At 70.1% G+C, this 15,357-nt stretch carries 11 protein-coding genes; 2 read left to right on the forward strand and 9 right to left on the reverse strand.

Annotation, left to right across the window (positions count from 1 at the left end; all coding sequences use genetic code 11):
• The first annotated feature begins 1,087 nt into the window (after positions 1-1,087).
• Positions 1,088-1,396 (forward strand): hypothetical protein, encoded by a 309-nt coding sequence (locus tag BM424_RS27775; RefSeq protein ID WP_093424192.1) that lies wholly within the window; start codon positions 1,088-1,090, stop codon positions 1,394-1,396.
• Positions 1,397-1,665: 269 nt separating this feature from the next.
• Here BM424_RS27775 and BM424_RS27780 read toward each other — a convergent pair whose 3' ends face one another.
• From BM424_RS27780 to BM424_RS27815, 8 genes are all read right to left on the reverse strand, one after another.
• Positions 1,666-2,928, reverse strand: a complete 1,263-nt coding sequence (locus BM424_RS27780) for a hypothetical protein (protein WP_093424195.1) — start codon at positions 2,926-2,928, stop codon at positions 1,666-1,668.
• 417 nt (positions 2,929-3,345) lie between these two features.
• Positions 3,346-7,896 (reverse strand): RHS repeat-associated core domain-containing protein, encoded by a 4,551-nt coding sequence (locus BM424_RS27785; protein ID WP_139274191.1) that lies wholly within the window; start codon positions 7,894-7,896, stop codon positions 3,346-3,348.
• A 34-nt stretch (positions 7,897-7,930) separates the two neighbouring features.
• Entirely contained in the window at positions 7,931-8,497 is a 567-nt protein-coding gene (locus BM424_RS27790) for a YbaB/EbfC family nucleoid-associated protein (protein ID WP_093424201.1), read from the reverse strand.
• Between the two features lie 56 nt (positions 8,498-8,553).
• Positions 8,554-8,964 carry a type VII secretion target gene (locus tag BM424_RS27795; RefSeq protein WP_093424203.1) on the reverse strand — a complete coding sequence of 137 codons (411 nt, stop codon included), beginning with the start codon at positions 8,962-8,964 and terminating at the stop codon, positions 8,554-8,556.
• 22 nt (positions 8,965-8,986) lie between these two features.
• Positions 8,987-9,739 (reverse strand): ESX secretion-associated protein EspG, encoded by a 753-nt coding sequence (locus tag BM424_RS27800; protein WP_093424206.1) that lies wholly within the window; start codon positions 9,737-9,739, stop codon positions 8,987-8,989.
• Positions 9,736-11,256 carry a PPE domain-containing protein gene (locus tag BM424_RS27805; protein ID WP_245776179.1) on the reverse strand — a complete coding sequence of 507 codons (1,521 nt, stop codon included), beginning with the start codon at positions 11,254-11,256 and terminating at the stop codon, positions 9,736-9,738. The genes BM424_RS27800 and BM424_RS27805 overlap by 4 nt, the downstream gene beginning before the upstream one ends.
• Positions 11,257-11,279: 23 nt before the next feature.
• Complete coding sequence (locus BM424_RS27810) at positions 11,280-11,678, reverse strand: hypothetical protein (protein ID WP_245776180.1); 399 nt, start codon at positions 11,676-11,678, stop codon at positions 11,280-11,282.
• A 235-nt stretch (positions 11,679-11,913) separates the two neighbouring features.
• Complete coding sequence (locus BM424_RS27815) at positions 11,914-12,486, reverse strand: hypothetical protein (protein WP_093424212.1); 573 nt, start codon at positions 12,484-12,486, stop codon at positions 11,914-11,916.
• Positions 12,487-12,750: 264 nt separating this feature from the next.
• Here BM424_RS27815 and BM424_RS27820 point away from each other — a divergent pair, with 264 nt between their 5' ends.
• Positions 12,751-13,773: an acyl-CoA dehydrogenase family protein gene (locus BM424_RS27820; protein ID WP_093424214.1), complete on the forward strand. Its 1,023-nt coding sequence runs from the start codon at positions 12,751-12,753 to the stop codon at positions 13,771-13,773.
• Here BM424_RS27820 and BM424_RS27825 read toward each other — a convergent pair.
• On the reverse strand, positions 13,748-15,346 hold the full coding sequence (locus tag BM424_RS27825; protein ID WP_093424217.1) for a FadD3 family acyl-CoA ligase: 1,599 nt from the start codon (positions 15,344-15,346) through the stop codon (positions 13,748-13,750). The two genes, BM424_RS27820 and BM424_RS27825, sit on opposite strands and share 26 nt — an antisense overlap.
• Between the last annotated feature and the right edge of the window lie 11 nt (positions 15,347-15,357).

Raw genomic sequence — 15,357 nt, forward strand, 5'->3', positions numbered from 1 at the left:
GTCCGCGTGTTTAAACTTTCTCTACTTCATCAAGGGCGGCCCCTGCGGGGCCGCCTGCCGCTGTATGCAAGCCCGGCCTAGCTCGGACGCCGGCTGCTCCCTCCGGTCCGCGCCGGCGCCGACGGCCGGGCGCAGGCGGACGGCAGGCGCCCCCACGGAAACCGCCACCCACAAGCTTTACCGCGGATTCGACCTGTCACGAATTGGCTGCTTGAAAAGCTCTATGAAGACGGTGCTGGGCACGTTGCGGGGCTGGTCGCCTTACCACTCAAGCCGCGGACGAAGGTTTCCGTTTCACGAGGTGGTCACCCACCTGTGGTCAGTTTTACCGCGACCAAAATGCCCAACCAGGCGCTGAGCTCGTCGAGACGGCAAACACCGCGACACGCCGTGCAGCCACAGAGGCTCGAACGGCGTTCGAATTTCGCTAACCTGACACACGCAAGTGATCACCGCCCGCGGCAACGGGCGGTGATCTCAACTTGCTTAGTTGTCAGCTACAGGAGGTCTCGTCATGCGGCTAGCACAGGGTTCAGGGCCCTACGCTGCCACAGCTCCCGATTGTCAATCTCCACGTTGACACTCAAAACATTACCCAATATCGAGACACGGTCAACAACCGTTGCTCCGGTGAGTTGTGGCGATCCGCACGACGGGCCTCCTCCGCCTAGGGAGGTCAAGTGATCAACCCGGAAAGTTTGCCTGCACGCCTGGCTCCAACACCTGCGGCTGTGGTCATGCTCGGAATGTCGTACGCGGCATCCAAAGCGGGGGTGCCCATATCTCTCGTTGGGGGCGGGATCGCCATAGCCGCCTTGCTCGCCGTGACAGAGCCGCTCAAGTGCCTCATCGCCACCTATAGCGGGCGGCGCAAGAGCTAGGCGCGGTCCGGGCGGGTTCGCCTGCCTGATGCGGCGAACCCGCCCAACCGCTCGGACTGTTGAGACAACTGGCGATCATTCGTACACCTGTTCTAAGCTCAGAGTGCCGAGCTGGAGGATGGGGAAGATCCAGAAAGCTCGGCGCGGGTCGGTCGCTGCGCCTCTCTGACCGACCCGACCAAACTTCACGTCGGAGCGGGCACCAGGTGGCGAACGAGGGTGGCGATGGCTGGCAGGGCACACGGCGACGGCCGGACACCCCGCAACCCATCTGGGTCCACCTGGTGCAGGCCCTACCGCCTCAACGCGGTGTCGGCTACCGGAACACCCCGCTCCACGTACGAGCGGGCGGCATCGACATCTCCGCCACCGTCCCCGGCGTCCTGCTAGCTTGGCACCAGACCTGCGTCGGCGACTGGTGGGCGCTTGCCACGTTCGAGCTGACGAACCGCTCCGGCAGGCCCGGCCTGGTGGTCACACAGCTGGTCCCCGCGAAAGCCGTGAAGCCCCGGTAGCGCCCCCACTTTACCCCCACAAATCAACCAGAAATGCCCCGAGATACCCAGGAACAACCGGCATTTGCGTTCGCTATTACGCCTGATCAGAGGGAATAACAGTGGGCCTTTCGGGAACAACCGGGAACGACTTCTCCTAATCCTTAGGTCGCAGGTTCGAGTCCTGCTGGGGGCGCCACACCCCCTGGTGAACCGAGCGGGTCCTGCCGGGGGCGACACGCGAGCGGGGACCGCCTCTTCCGAGAGCGGTCCCCGCGTGTTCGGTTCGTTCAGTGATCTCGTCGGCGCTGGGTGAGGCGGAGCAGCAGGAGGCCGCCTGCGAGGCAGGCCGCCGCGGCGAGGAGCGTGCCGACGAGACTGTTCTGGTTGACGCCGGTGACCGCCAGCTGCGGTCGCGACGGCTGCGTCGCCGCGACCGGTTGTGCGCTGGGGGTCTGCACCGCGGTCTCAGCAGGCGGTTCCTCCGGCGGCCCCGCTTCCGGCGGTGCCGTCTCCGGTGGTGCGGGCGGGCTCGGGCACTCGTCCTGCCGCGCGGTCGGCGCAGCGGTCGCGGCCGTCGCGGTCTGCTGCCGGTCCTGCTGCGCGGTGGCCGCCGGGGCGGAGCGGACCGGTACCGGGAGGAACTGGATGCTCAACGGCGGCTCTCCCGGAACGGGTGTGGGATTCGGCGTCTGGCAGATGTCCTGCACCACGACGATCGAGTTCACGTCGCTCTGCACGACGCCGGGGGCGACTTCCTCGCCCTGCCGCGCGGCCGGTTCGCTGACCGGAGCGGCCAGGGCGAACGCGAGGTTCTCGATGGTGCGCCCGATCCCGCTCTCGGCGACGGTGGCCTCGTAGTCCATCGTGATGGTCCCGCCTCCGGGCACCGTGCAGGCGTCCGGCCCGGCGTTCCACATGATCGCCTCGACGTCGCCGCCGGAGGGCAGGAGGCGCGCGTCGGGAACACCCGAAGGGCAGTCGTGGTCGCCGCCGATCACCACGCTCGCGAGATCGTGGGCGGCGACCTCGGGAGCCGGCCGGAGCAGATCGCCGATGATGATGGGACGCGCGAGGGAGGACGTGTTGGTCACCTCGACGTGGTAGCCGAGCCGCTCGCCCGGCATGACGGCCGTGCGGCCGGGCCGGGGGCCGGTGATGCTCTTGGAGATCTCCATGTACGACTGCGGCGCGGGCTCGATGGTGAGGACGACCGGCGGCGCCGAGACCGGCACGGGACCGCTCTCGGAGGTGAGCGATCCGGTCGTGGTCACCGTGGCCACACCGCCGTCGGGATCCTCGACGGCGAGCCCGAGGTACATCGACGCCGTCTCACCCGGGCCGATCGGCGCGTCGAGCCGCCACACGCCGTCGCTGTAGCTGCCGTTGGTGAGGTAGGGGTTGCGGGCCAGCGACAGCGGACCGCTGCCCATCAGCTCGGGGAACTCGATGGTCCCGCCGGTGTAGGCCTCGTCGCCGTGGTTCGTGATGCTCACGCTGAAGTCGGCAAGTCCGCCGGAGGGCACCGACTCCGGGTAGATCTGCGCGACCACCTCCGGCGGATCGGCGGCCTCGGCACGGGGAAGAGGGGTACCGAAGACGGCGAGCGCGACCAGAGCGAAGGCGAAAGCGGCTCGGCCCGGTCTGATCCTGGTTCCACGAAATGACTTCATCGCTCTCCGAATTCGCGTCATCGCACAACGGCAGGTCCACGCCGCCGACGAAGATCCGGCGACGCGCGAGACGCTAGAGATCGATACCGAACCCGGCGAGCCGGGAAACCTGATCAGGCGTCACCCAACCCACCGCGAAAAACCCGAACATAAATCCGTTTTCGGGTATGAATCCACTTCGGACGCAAGCGTCGGCTCAGCCCGCGCCTTGCCCCAGTTCCTCGGTGCCGACCAGGGTCGATTCCGGGTAGAAGCGCCGCCGCCTAGTGCGGAGCCGCGGAGCACGCGGGCCCGGGATCACGGTTTGGGATGGACCTGGGTGATCGCTCCCGGATGCACAGCTCCGCCCAGAAGGACCTCCTGCGATCCCGTGGCGTACCCCTTCGCCGTGCTGCCCCAACCTCCGCCGCACAGGAACGTGGCCTTGGCACGCCCCGCCTCGGTCGAGACGTCGAGAACACTTCCGGCACCGCCACCGCCGAGCTCCTTGTACCTCTTCAGATCGATCGCCACGGTGCGCTGGCCCGGTTCCCGGAATTTCTCCGCCACGCCGTAATCCTTCGTGGTCGAGATGAAACGGGACTTGAAGTTCTCACCGCTGCCGTTGCCGACGTGCCCGGACGGCGTCCCCATGTCGTCGTACTTGATCTCGCCGCTCTTGGGACCGCGCACGTACCGCTTCGGTTCGTATTCCCAGTCCTTCGCGAACAAGCCCTTGCGCGGGTCCTCGTCCTCACGGAGATTCCGGTAGACGACGTCGCGAGAGCCACCGCTGCAGCCACCAGGCCTGCCGGTGAGCCCCAGAGGATCCATCCAGGTGAGCGGGTTGTGCACGTACGCGGCGGGATTCGGGGACGGGTCGAGCCCCAGCGGGTCGTTGCTGGTGAAGCGAGCGGTGCTCGGGTCGTAGTAGCGGTGGACGTTGTAGTGCAGACCCGTTTCCGCGTCGAAGTACTGGCCCGGGAAACGCAGCGGCGTGGTGGCCGGGCCCCCGGTTGCGGCCAGGGGCTCGCCCCACACGGTCGACCTCGCCTGCCAGGCCAGGTTCCCGCGCGGGTCCACCAGTTCCGTCGGCATGCCGATGAGATCGGTGACGATCGAGTAGAACGCGGTGTCGGCCCAATGCTGCTCTGGGGTGAGCATCCGCTCGGTCTGCGTGATGGGAACGACCCCCTCGTCCTGCCCGTAGTTCCAGACGGTGGCGTGCCGGCCGTTGTGCACCTGCTCCACGAGTGCGACGTCGTCCCAGGTGAAATCGACCTGCTCCGCGACGGTCACTCCGTCGGCCGCGAGCCGCTGCTTGGCCACTCGACGGCCGAGGGCGTCGTAGCGGTAGATCCAACGCACGCCATCCGGAGTGACCACGCCGACCAGGCGGTCCTCCGCGTCCCAGCTGAAGTGCCACGCATCGGGCTTGCGCGACAACCGCTTCCGCTGCCGCACGACGACCCTCCCCTGCGCGTCGTAGATGTAGCTCAACCCGCCCGCGGTCTGCAGCCGGTTCGCCCGGTACGAGCGCGCTCCCTGGGCATCCGGCTCGGCGCCGGGCGCGTTCCGCCAGGCCGCCTGCAGCAGATTGCCCACCTCGTCGTAGGAGTAGCGCTCCGAGCGATCAGCGCCCCGGACCGCGAGCACCTGGCCCGCAGCGTCCAGTTCGAACGAACGAGTCCCGCTGAGCGGGTCGTCGACGCCCGCGAGATGGCCGTCCGCGAAGTAGCGGTACCTGCGCTGCTGGACCGGTCGGCGGTGGGCCGGATCGTCGGAGGCGACCGACATGGTCTGCTCCACCAGCTGGTCCCGCGCGTCCCACCGCTGCGTGAGCTCCGCACCGGTGTCGACTCGCCGCCGCACTTCACGACCGACCGCGTCGAAGTCGAAGTCGAGCCTCCGCCCGGCAGTGCGCAATCCCGTGGCGCGGTGATCGGCGTCGTGGCTCCAGATGCTCTCCGCACCGGTTGGCGTGCGCCGGTACACGCGACGTCCCGCAGCGTCGTAGCGGAATTCCAGCGCACGACCGTTGACCGCTTCCCTGAGCACGCGCCCCCGCGCGTCCCGTTCGAGGACCACGTCCGCGTCCGCGTTGACGGCGCGCACCAGGCGCTCGGCCGCGTCGTACTCGAACCGCGAGATGCGGCCGCCGGCGTGCTTCTCCACCACGTTGCCGAGCTCGTCCCGGACGAAGCGCGTGACCTCTCCGGCTCCGTTGACCCGCTCGACGAGCTGCCCGGCGGCGTCGTAGCTGTAGCGGATCTCGCGGCCGTCGTAATCGATCTCCGCGAGGAGGTTTCCCGCCCCGTCGTACCGGTACTGCCAGGCCAACCCGTTCGGGGCCCGGACTTCGGTCAGCCGGAGCGCGGCGTCGTAGGCGAACTCGATCCTGCTGCCGTCCGGCCGGACTTCAGCCGACACCAGGTCGAAGTGCGTCGTTTCGAACACGGTCCCCTTGCCCGCTTCGTCGACGTACCCGACCTCGTTGCCCTCCGCGTCGTAGCGCCACGATTCGACGCTCCCGTCCGGGAGAGTCCGGGACAGCAGTCTCCCCTCGATCGACCACCGGAACCTCGTCACGTTCCCCGCCGGGTCGGTCGTGGTGGCGACCCGGCCGAACTGGTCCCGCGTGTACCGGATGGAGGCGCCCTCGCTGTCGGTGGCGACGAGAACCCGCCCGGCCGCATCGGTCTCCCAGCGATGAACCCCGCCGGCCGGGTCCGTCATCGCTTCGAGGTGACCGCGGTCGTCGTAGGCGTAGGTGGTCACCGCCCCGGACGGGTCCGTGACCGAGCTGCGGTTCCCGCGTTCGTCGTACGCGTAGCGCCACACGCCGCCGTCGGGCTCGACCACGGCGGTGCGCCTGCCGAACTCGTCGAACTCCGCCCGTTGTTGAGCACCGTCCGGCCGAATGATCGCGGCGACTTCGCCCAGCTCGGTATAGCGGTAGCGCACGGTGCGGCCGAGCGGATCCACGCGCGACAGCAGGTTGTTGTGCCCATCCCACTCGGACGACGTCACGTGCCCGAGCGGATCGGTCTCGCGGATCAGCTGGTGCGCCTCGTTGAAGTCGAAACGTGTGGTGTGACCGCACGCGTCGGTGTAGAGGGTCGTCGAGCCGTCGTACTCCCACTCACCGGTGAGCGCTCCGCCCGATCCCTCGGTGCGCACGACCCGGCCGTCCGCGTCGTAGTGGTACTCGTACCACTCCCCGTTGCGATCCACCCACCGCGTGATCCGGCCGTCCGCGTCGTAGCTGAAGCGCATCGACTCGCCGGACGAGTTGATGACCTCCGCGAGCCGCTCGTGCTCGTAGGAGTAGCGAACCAGCGGGATGGCGCCGGTCCTGTCGCGCAGCCGGAACTCCTTGATCAGGCCGTCCTCAGCGATCACGTCGACGTAATGCCCGCCGGAGTGCCGAATTCCGACGAGCGCGCCCGCCTCGTAGTCGAAATCGATGCGGCTCCCGTTTCCGTCCGCCACGGCGACGATGGGGGCGATACCGACTGGCTCTTTCCCGAAGTAGAGGATCTCGCCGGTCAACGGCCGCCAGATCCGATATCCCTCCGCGGTCCGGGCCAGCGGCCACCTGGGCCCTGCCTCGGGGAGCACGGAACCGCCGTCCTCCGGTGGCTCGGGGTACACCAGCAGCGCACCGTCCTCGGCCGCGAACACGACTCCCCGCGCGTCGAATTCCAGCCTCTGGTCCACCGTGGATGCCCAGGTGCGGCCGAAGAGGCGCCCCGCGCGGTACGACGAGATGTGGCTGCGCTGCAACACCAACGGCAGGGCGGCCTCGATGCGCACGTCCACCGCGGAATCGAACATGTCGCCGGTCGCCGGGTCGACCGGGTCCCCCGAACCGGGTTTGCAGACCCGATCACGTCCGGCGACCACCGGGTCCTCGGGCCGGGCAGCGCTCTTCTCGGTGCGGGCGTTGCCGTTCCCGGCTCGTGACGCGTCCCCGTCCGCGTGCTGGGAAGCGGTGGAAGCGTTGCCGTCTCCGCGGTTCTCGCCCGGCGGCTGCGTGCTGTTGTCCCCGCCCCGGGGCTTGTCGTCGGCGCTCGCCGTCTTCGTCGAGGCCGGTCCGTCGTTCTTGGCGCCGTCGGCCTTGATCTTGTCGAGTTGCTTCTTGGCGTCTCCGAAGCCGTCTCCGAGCTTCTTGAGCAGCGGGGTGAGGGCCTTCATCGCTTTGATGAGCTTGGTGGTGATGTCGGCGATCTTGGAGGCGACCTTGGCGACCTCGGCGACGACCTGCGGGACGACCCAGGCCATCGCGATGCCGAGGGTGCAGACGACCTGCAGGGCCCAGCTGACCAGGTGGCCGACGAGTTCGGCGATGATGTCGCGGACCAGGGACCGGACCGCGCCCACGACCTCGCCCGCGGTGCCGATGCCGTCCGCTGCGCCGTCGGCGGCGGCCTTGGCGGCGGCGATGAGGTTCGCCGTGTCCTCGCTGCGCTTGCGGTAGGCGTCGCCCGCCTCGCCCAGCCAGCTGGCCGTGTCGGCCTTGACCAGGTCCTTCATCTCGGTGTTGATCGCGTCGAGCTCGGCCGAGACGTTCTTCCACGTCTCCGAGTGCGCCTTGATCTCGTCCGGATCACCCGTGAGCGAGTCCAGCGCGTCCGAGACCGGGCCGACGTGCTCGATCAGCCAGCCGACGCCGGCCGAGAAGATCGCGCCGAACGGGTCCATCGCCATGCCCAGCGCGTCCAGCCCGGTGCCGACCGCCCCCATGACGCCGGACGCCCAGTCGCCCGACTCGATCGCCTTCTGCGTGTCGGCGACGGACTCGGCGATCTGGATGCCGCTGTACGCCGTCGTCGAGTCCTCGCGCTGCGCCACCAGCGGATTCGTCACTACAACCCCCAGAACGAGAAATCAGGTGGAAGGATCAGTCGCGCAGCGGATCGAAGTCCGGGCCGAACTCGTCGTCGTCCTCGTCTTCGAAGCGCGGCCGCTTCGGCTGCGCCGGAGGCGGGGCCGAAGCAGCAGGCGGGGCCGGGGTTTCGTCCTCCTCGGCCGGGCCGTCCCACTTCGACGACGTCTCGTCGGCGACCTCGTCGTCCGGCTGCTCGGGGAACCGCTCGCGGAGGTTGTCCAGCATCATCGCGCGCGTCTGCTGGTCCTCGTCGCCGAGCGTCGCCTGCATCGTCTCGCCGACCTTGGCGGCGATGTCGGCCTGCGCGCGGTGCATCGTCGACAGGATCTGCGCGGCGAGCTCGTTCGGCGCCATCGAGCGGATCTTGTCGGTGAACTCCAGGTCCGTGACGCTGCCGTCGGCGCGCACGGTCACCTTGATGCGCCCGTCAGGGCTGCTGGCCGACAGCCTCAGCTGCTCGGTCTGCGCCTGAACCTCCTGGTAGCGCTGGGCCTTCTCGGCGAAACCCTGCGCCCACTGCTGAATCCGGCGTTCCGCCTCGTCCGGGTCCGCCCCGGCGACCGCGAATCCTCCGGTCATCGCACAACCTCCGTCAAAAACTCGAAAACCTCGGTGTTCACCGGTGAATCAGCCTGCTACGCAGGAGTGTTGCGCTCGGTCGGCCGCAGGTCGCCCTGCATCGCGGGCGTGCCCACGGGCGGGACGCCGCGCAGCGCCAGGGCCGAACGGTCCACCTCGACCGCCTCGTCGAACTTCTTCAGCTCGCCGGAGTTCGCGTCGTCGGTGTCGAGGTAGTCCTTGGCGCTGGCGCGCACGTTCTCGGCCGTGACCGTCACGCCCTCCTTCGCCGCCTTCAGCGCGCTCAGCCCGTCCTGCTCCATCGGGTTGACGATCGGCGGCAGGAACGAGCACAGGATCCCGTAGGCCTCGTCGGACATGCTCACGCTCTCGGCCGCCGCGATCGCGGTGTCCAGCCGGTCGGTCAGCCCCTCCAGGTGGCTGGCGTGGGCGGTCAGGTCTTCGGCCTGGACCTGGAACGACGTCATGGATCCCCCATCCTTCGGTGCGTCAGGCCGCTTCGGCCAGGACGTCGGCGAGGCGGTGTTCGATCTTCTTGTTATCGGCCGGGGCGATGGACAGCCACGCGTCCTTGCCGACCATGAGGTAGCGGCCCTGGTCGGTGTCGAACCAGGTCACGAGGGTTGTGGCGCGTCTGGTTCCGCGTGAAACGCCGAACTGGCCGCCCGCACGGCGGGTGTGGGCGAGGTCGAGCACGACGGCCGCCTCCTGCGGCGACAGACCGGCCTTGACCAGGGCCACGTCCTCCTCGACGTCGCCGCCGAACGGGTCGTCGTCGTCCTCGGCCAGGGCCTTCTCCAGGGCGTCGGCGGGCACCGAGATCGCCCGCTGCTGACCCGGCTCGCTCGGCGGGAGCACGGCCACGGCCGACAGGGCCAGGGCGGTCGGGCGGATCTCGGTCAGCCGCAGCTCCTCGCCGACCAGCTCCGCGACCACGCCGCTGCGGTGGTTCACCGCCGCGAGCGCGCGGATCGGCCCGTCGCGGTGCCCGACCGCGTCCACCGCCGCGTCGTGGTCCACCAGCAGCCGCAGCGCGCTCGCCAGCCGCGGGTCGAGCTCGCCGTCGGTGGCGAGCCCGCGCCGGGCCAGCTCCCGGAACGCCTCCTCGGTGCGCTCGGCGCGTTCGCGCATCGTCGTGCCGAGGCTCGGGACCTGTAGCGGGTACGGGGGCCGTCCGAGCTCCAGCGCCGCGAAGAGCAAGTCGAACTCAGCGGCGGAGAGCACGAAGTCCGGGTTCGTCATCCCTCGCTCTTCTTCCTCTTCTTGCCCTCGCCGATGACCGGCGGCGGGAGGTCCTTGCCCGGCACCTCGACGACGGGTCCGCCCTCGACGTACTTGGCCTTGCGCTCCTCGTCCTGACCGCCCTGGCCGCGGTTGCCCATCCCGGCGCCGCCCATCATCCCGCCGGCGCCACCGGAAGCGGGCTGACCGGGAGCCTGCTGGCCACCGGCCGGAGCCTGGGCGGGGCCGCCGTGCTCACCGGCTCCCCCGGTACCGGTCGAGCCGCCGGGGGTCATGCCGCCGGACATCCCACCGGCCGCACCACCTGCCGCACCGCCTCCGGGCGGCATCGGCGGGGTGAAACCGCCTGCGGCACCGGGAGATCCACCGGCCGCCTTGGTCTGCCCGATCGGCGGGACATCGCCGCGAGGACCGGACGTGCCCGGGATCGGGGGCATCGTGCCGTCGCGGTCCCGGTCGTCGGCCCCGGGGCGACGCGCGCCGGGCCTCTGCACCGGCCGCATCTTGCGGGTCTTCTCCGCCTGCCGATCGCCGCCCCCGGAGGCGTGCTGCGTCGATCCCTGATGCGTGCTCCGGGACTTGTAGTCGCTCAGCGACGGCGGTTTCGGCGTCGAGCGGGCGCTCGCGGGTTTGACCGGGCTGGCCCGCACCGTCGGCGCGTCCGTCGCGCTCGGTCCGGTGAGCTTGGGGACCTGCATCTTCGCCGTGGGCGCGTTCGCCCCGGCCTGCCCGGTCTGCGCCGCCAGCGGTGCCCCGGCCGGTCCGGTACCGGCGGGCCCTGCCGGCGGCGAAGCCTGCTGCCCGGGAGGAGCCGAGGTGGGCCGCATCAGCTTCTGGGTCGCCTCGGCTCCGCCACCGGCGAACTGCTGCTGCGTCGAGGCGGGCCCGTCTCCCTCGGGAGCGGACTCGTGCCCCTCAGGGGTCGGGCGGTCCGCCTTCGGCGGCTTGATCTCCTCGATCAGGTCCGGCGGCTTGGTGAAGGTCGGGGTGTCGGCGTCGACGCCGCGGGAGTCCTGCTCCATCCGCGTCATCACGCGCACCGCCTGCTCGTGCGCGTCGGAGGCCTTCTCCTCGGTGACGCGCAGGTCCACCGCCGCCTGGGCGAAGGCCGCCAGGTTGTCGGTGGAGAAGAGCACCGCGACGCGGTCGCGCAGGACCTCGGTGTCCTTCGGCTCCGGCATCTCGGCCTTGGCCTTCTCCATGATCCGGCCCTGCTCGGACAGCCGATCGGCCAGCGCACCGGCGGAGTCACCGGCGTCGCGGCTCCAGTCGGCCAGCTCGCGGATCGCCGCGCGGGCGGCGTCGGCGGCCTCGCCCTGCCAGCCGGATTCGGTGTCGCGCAGCTTCTCCGCCATCCGGTCGGCGGATTCGGCCATCTCGCGGCCGAGCTTCGTCCACTCCTCGGCGAGCTCACCGACCCGCCCGGGATCGTTGTCGACGTGCACCGCGTCGTAGAGCTCCCGGTGGCTGCGCGACGCCCAGTTCTGCGTCTCCACCAGCACGAGGTCCTGAGACATGTTCTCCCCCGGGGACATTCGGATCAGACGAGCTTCTGGAAGGAGTCGGCGACGCGCTCGTCGGTCTCGCGGTAGGTGCGCATCGCGCCCTCGATCGCGTCCCGCGCGTCGGCCAGGACCTCCCGGTAGCGGGTGAGCACCGCGACCAGCGAGCGCTCGTCACCTTCGGCGCGTCCGGCGAACTTGCCCGACATCGCGGTGGCGACCGGGTTCTGCCCGAAAGGTGCCTCCCGCGCGAGGTTCTGAGCTCGCGACAGCCAGGAGTCCACTTCGGAGAGTCGCGCGTCCAGCGCGGAGCGGAGCGTCTCGCCCGCGTCCGGGTTCAGCTTCAGGTCCAGCTCACCGACGGCATCGCGCACGGCCGCAACGGATTCCGTCGACTCGGCCAGCGACCGGGATGCCTTCTCATCCGGCCCGTTCATCGATTCCCCCAGAACAGCACGAAAAAGCGACCCCAATCCCCTTGCACATGATCAACGTCCGCAGGGCCACACTATCCACACGTGTCGAACCGACCAGCGGTTCACCGCCATCGTGATCAGTTGTTTACCTCGGCGGCGAAAAGTGTGAGATGACCGACGAGAACGGCGAGCAACCCTGCCGCGACGGCATGAATTCTTCCGCCGTCACCCGGCAGAATTCCGCGTCTCAGCGGGATCAGCCGGGCGCCTTCGGGAGGAACTTGAGGCGCTGATCCATGTCGGCCACGTCGGCCTGGAGCTCGCCGAGAGCCCGTTCCATCGAAGCGACCTGACCCGCCACGTCGGCGACGTTCCCGCTGGTCCCGGACACGTTGCGGTTCATCGCGTCCATGCGCTCGGTGATGCCGCGCAGCTCCCCGCTCATCCGCTGGATGCTCGCCGCCACCGACGGGAGTCCCGCGGTGTCGCTCTGCAACGTCACGATGGTCCGGCTCAAACTCGCGATCTGCCCGTTGAGCGCGCCGACGCTCTCCGCCATGTTCGGGAACGGCCCCATCAAATCGCGCATGGCCACGATGTTCCGGTCGAGTTGGGACATCTCCGATTTGAGCGATTCGAGGGTTTCGAGCGCGGAAAGCTGCCGGTTCGTGCGATCCAGATTGGCGGTGACCGATTCGAGCTGGGAATGCATCCGGGAGAAGTTGTACTGCAGAAGACCCATCGTCACGAGGTAGACGACGGCACCGCCGATCACCAGGAGTCGTATCGTCCGCTTCCCGCCCGGACCGCCCGCCAGGTCGCCCACCATCACGCACTCCCTCGCAAGCCGGCACCACGCCGCCACCAACCTAACGACACCACCCCACCCCCGTGACGAAGACGGGAGTCACGTCACTGTCATGCAGGCCCGTGGAGGACAGATGCGGACCCGTCGATGCGAGGGGCTCCGCTGAAGAAGAAGCTGGACCCGCAACCCTCAAGAGCATGAGGACGGGTCCGCGTCGACCACCTTACACACCTCGCTGGCCACGCCCCGTCGTGCCAGTTTCCGGGGTTGGGGGAGACTGGGGTGATGACTCAGGAGTCGCCCGCGTTGCAGGAGGCCCGGCGGATCGCCGAGGACGTGCTCTTCCCCGCCGCGCTGGAGGTCGACGCCGCCGAGCGCGTTCCGGAGAGCCACCTGGAGCTGCTCGCCGAGCGCGGCTTCTACGGTCTCGCGGCCTCGCCGGAGACGACCCCGCTCGACGTCGGTGACTTCCCCTCGGTGCTGCGGCTCATCGAGGTCCTCGCGAGCGGGTGCCTGACCACGACGTTCGTGTGGATCCAGCACCACGGCGTGCTCGCCGCGGCCGAGACCACCAAGAACCGCAACCTGCGCGAGAACTACCTGTCGGACCTGGTCAGAGGCAAGCGCCGGGGCGGGATCGCGCTCGGCTCGGCGCTGCGGACCGGTCCGGCACCGCTGCGCGCGGAACCGGTCGTCGGCGGCTACCTGCTGGAGGGCGAGGCGCCCTGGTTCACCGGGTGGGGCATGGTCGACTCGCTGCTGGTCGCCGGGCACACCTCCGACGACACGCTGGTGTTCGCGATGCTCGACGTGGCCGAGAGCGACGTGCTGCACGCCGAACCGCTGGACCTCATCGCCGTGCAGGCCAGCGGCACCGTGACGCTGCGGTTCAACCGCTACTTCGTGCCGCGCGACCGGATCGCCTCCACCGTGCCGCAGTCCGACTACCTGCAGGGCGACTCGGGGTCGGTGCGCTTCAACGGGGCGCTGGCGCTGGGCGTGGCCGGGCGCGCGATCGCGCTGCTCGGCGACGACGCGGGCGATCTGCCCGCCCAGCTGGAGGCGACGCGGGCGCGGCTCGTCGAGGCCACCGCCGAGGAGCTCTCCGAGGTGCGGGCGCAGGCCTCCGAGCTGGCGATGCGCGCGGCCTCGGCCGCGGCGGTGCACCACGGCAGCCGGTCGGTGCTGCCGGGCAGTCACGCGCAGCGGCTGGTCCGCGAGGCCACGTTCCTGCTGCTGTTCGGCTCGCGGCCGTCGATCAAGTCCGCGCTGCTGGACCGGCTCACCGCTCGGCGAGAACCCGCTTGAGGATCTTGCCCGACGCGTTGCGGGGCAGCTCTCCGACGAACTCCACCGAGCGCGGCAGCTTGAAGTTGGCGAGCCGCTGCTTGCAGAAGGCCAGCACCGCCTCCTCGGTCAGCGAGTCGTCGCCGACCACGTAGGCCTTGCCGACCTCGCCGAGCCGCTCGTGCGGCACCCCGATGACCGCCACGTCGCGCACGCCGTCGAGGTAGGCCAGGGCCTGCTCGACCTCGGCCGGGTAGACGTTGAAACCGCCGCAGACGTACATGTCCTTGAGCCGGTCGGTGATGCGCAGGTAGCCGTGCTCGTCGAGGACGCCGATGTCGCCGGTGTGCAGCCGGCCGTCGGCGTCGATGGCGTGCGCGGTGGCGCCCGGGTCGTCGAGGTAGCCCCGCATCACGTTGGGGCCGCGCAGCACCACCTCGCCCGCCTGTCCCGGGGGCATCTCGCGGCCGTCGGCGTCGACGACCGCGACCTCGAATCCGGCGGCGCCCCGGCCGCAGGTGTGCGCGACGGTCTCCGCGTCGTCACCCGGCCGGCACATGGTCGCCACGACGGCCTCGGTGAGGCCGTAGGCGGTGAGGACGGTGTCGAAGCCCAGGTCGGAGCGCATGCGCTCGACCAGCGCGACGGGCACCGTGGCCGCGCCGGTGACCGCCAGCCGCAGCCCCGGCAGCTCGCGGCCGCCGCGTTCCGGGGCGTGCAGCAGGGTTTGGAAGATGGTGGGCGCGGCCGCCAGGATCGAAATGCGCTCGGTGTCGATGACGTCGAGCGTCCCGGCCGCGTCGAAGATCGCCTGCGGCAGCATCGTGGTGCCGGTCAGCAGGCACACCAGGATCCCGGCCTTGTAGCCGAAGCTGTGCGAGAACGGGTTGACCAGCAGGTACCGGTCGCCCTTGCGGACCGCGCCGCACTCCGCCCACGCCGCGGCCACCCCGAGGGACTGGCGGTGCAGCGACATCACACCCTTGGCGCGCCCGGTGGTGCCGGAGGTGAACAGCACGTCGGCGAGGTCGTCGGCGGTGACCGCGTCCGCGCGGCGCTCGACCTCGGCTTCGGGCACCTTCGCGGCGAGGCCGGCGATCTCGTCCCAGTCGTGCACGCCCGGTCCGGCGGGGCTCGCGGTGCCGAGGGGCACGCGCAGGACCGCGCGCAGCTCGGGCAGTCCGGCGACGACCTCGCCCGGGCCCTCGCCCGCGGCCTCGTGGATGCCGGCGAGCCGGTCCACGCCCAGGAACTCGTCGGCGACGACCAGCGCGCGGGCCTTGCTGCGGTGCAGCAGCTCGGCGGATTCGACGCCGGTGAAGCGGGTGTTCACCGGGATCAGCGTCGCACCGGCGTAGGAGGCGCCGAGCGCGGCGAGCACCCAGTGGTGGGAGTTCGGGGAGTTCAGCGCCACCCGGTCGCCGGGCCGGACGCCGACGGCGACGAACATCCGCGCCATCTCCCGGACCCGCTCGGCGAGCTGACCGAAGGTCAGCCGCACCGGTCCGTCCACCAGCGCTTCGACCTCGCCGAAGCGCTCCGCCGCACCCCGGACCGCAGCCGGAATCGACTCCACGCCCTGCGCACGAGCCATCTCGTCCTCCC

The organism is Saccharopolyspora flava, from assembly GCF_900116135.1.
Lineage (GTDB): Bacteria > Actinomycetota > Actinomycetes > Mycobacteriales > Pseudonocardiaceae > Saccharopolyspora > Saccharopolyspora flava.

Excerpts from the sequence above, each read along its gene's own strand:
- BM424_RS27795 (WP_093424203.1), bottom strand. The coding sequence starts at position 8,964 with ATGACGTCGTTCCAGGTCCAGGCCGAAGACCTGACCGCCCACGCCAGC.
- BM424_RS27820 (WP_093424214.1), top strand. The coding sequence starts at position 12,751 with ATGACTCAGGAGTCGCCCGCGTTGCAGGAGGCCCGGCGGATCGCCGAG.
- BM424_RS27815 (WP_093424212.1), bottom strand. The coding sequence starts at position 12,486 with ATGGTGGGCGACCTGGCGGGCGGTCCGGGCGGGAAGCGGACGATACGA.
- BM424_RS27805 (WP_245776179.1), bottom strand. The coding sequence starts at position 11,256 with ATGTCTCAGGACCTCGTGCTGGTGGAGACGCAGAACTGGGCGTCGCGC.
- BM424_RS27825 (WP_093424217.1), bottom strand. The coding sequence starts at position 15,346 with ATGGCTCGTGCGCAGGGCGTGGAGTCGATTCCGGCTGCGGTCCGGGGT.
- BM424_RS27790 (WP_093424201.1), bottom strand. The coding sequence starts at position 8,497 with ATGACCGGAGGATTCGCGGTCGCCGGGGCGGACCCGGACGAGGCGGAA.
- BM424_RS27810 (WP_245776180.1), bottom strand. The coding sequence starts at position 11,678 with ATGAACGGGCCGGATGAGAAGGCATCCCGGTCGCTGGCCGAGTCGACG.
- BM424_RS27800 (WP_093424206.1), bottom strand. The coding sequence starts at position 9,739 with ATGACGAACCCGGACTTCGTGCTCTCCGCCGCTGAGTTCGACTTGCTC.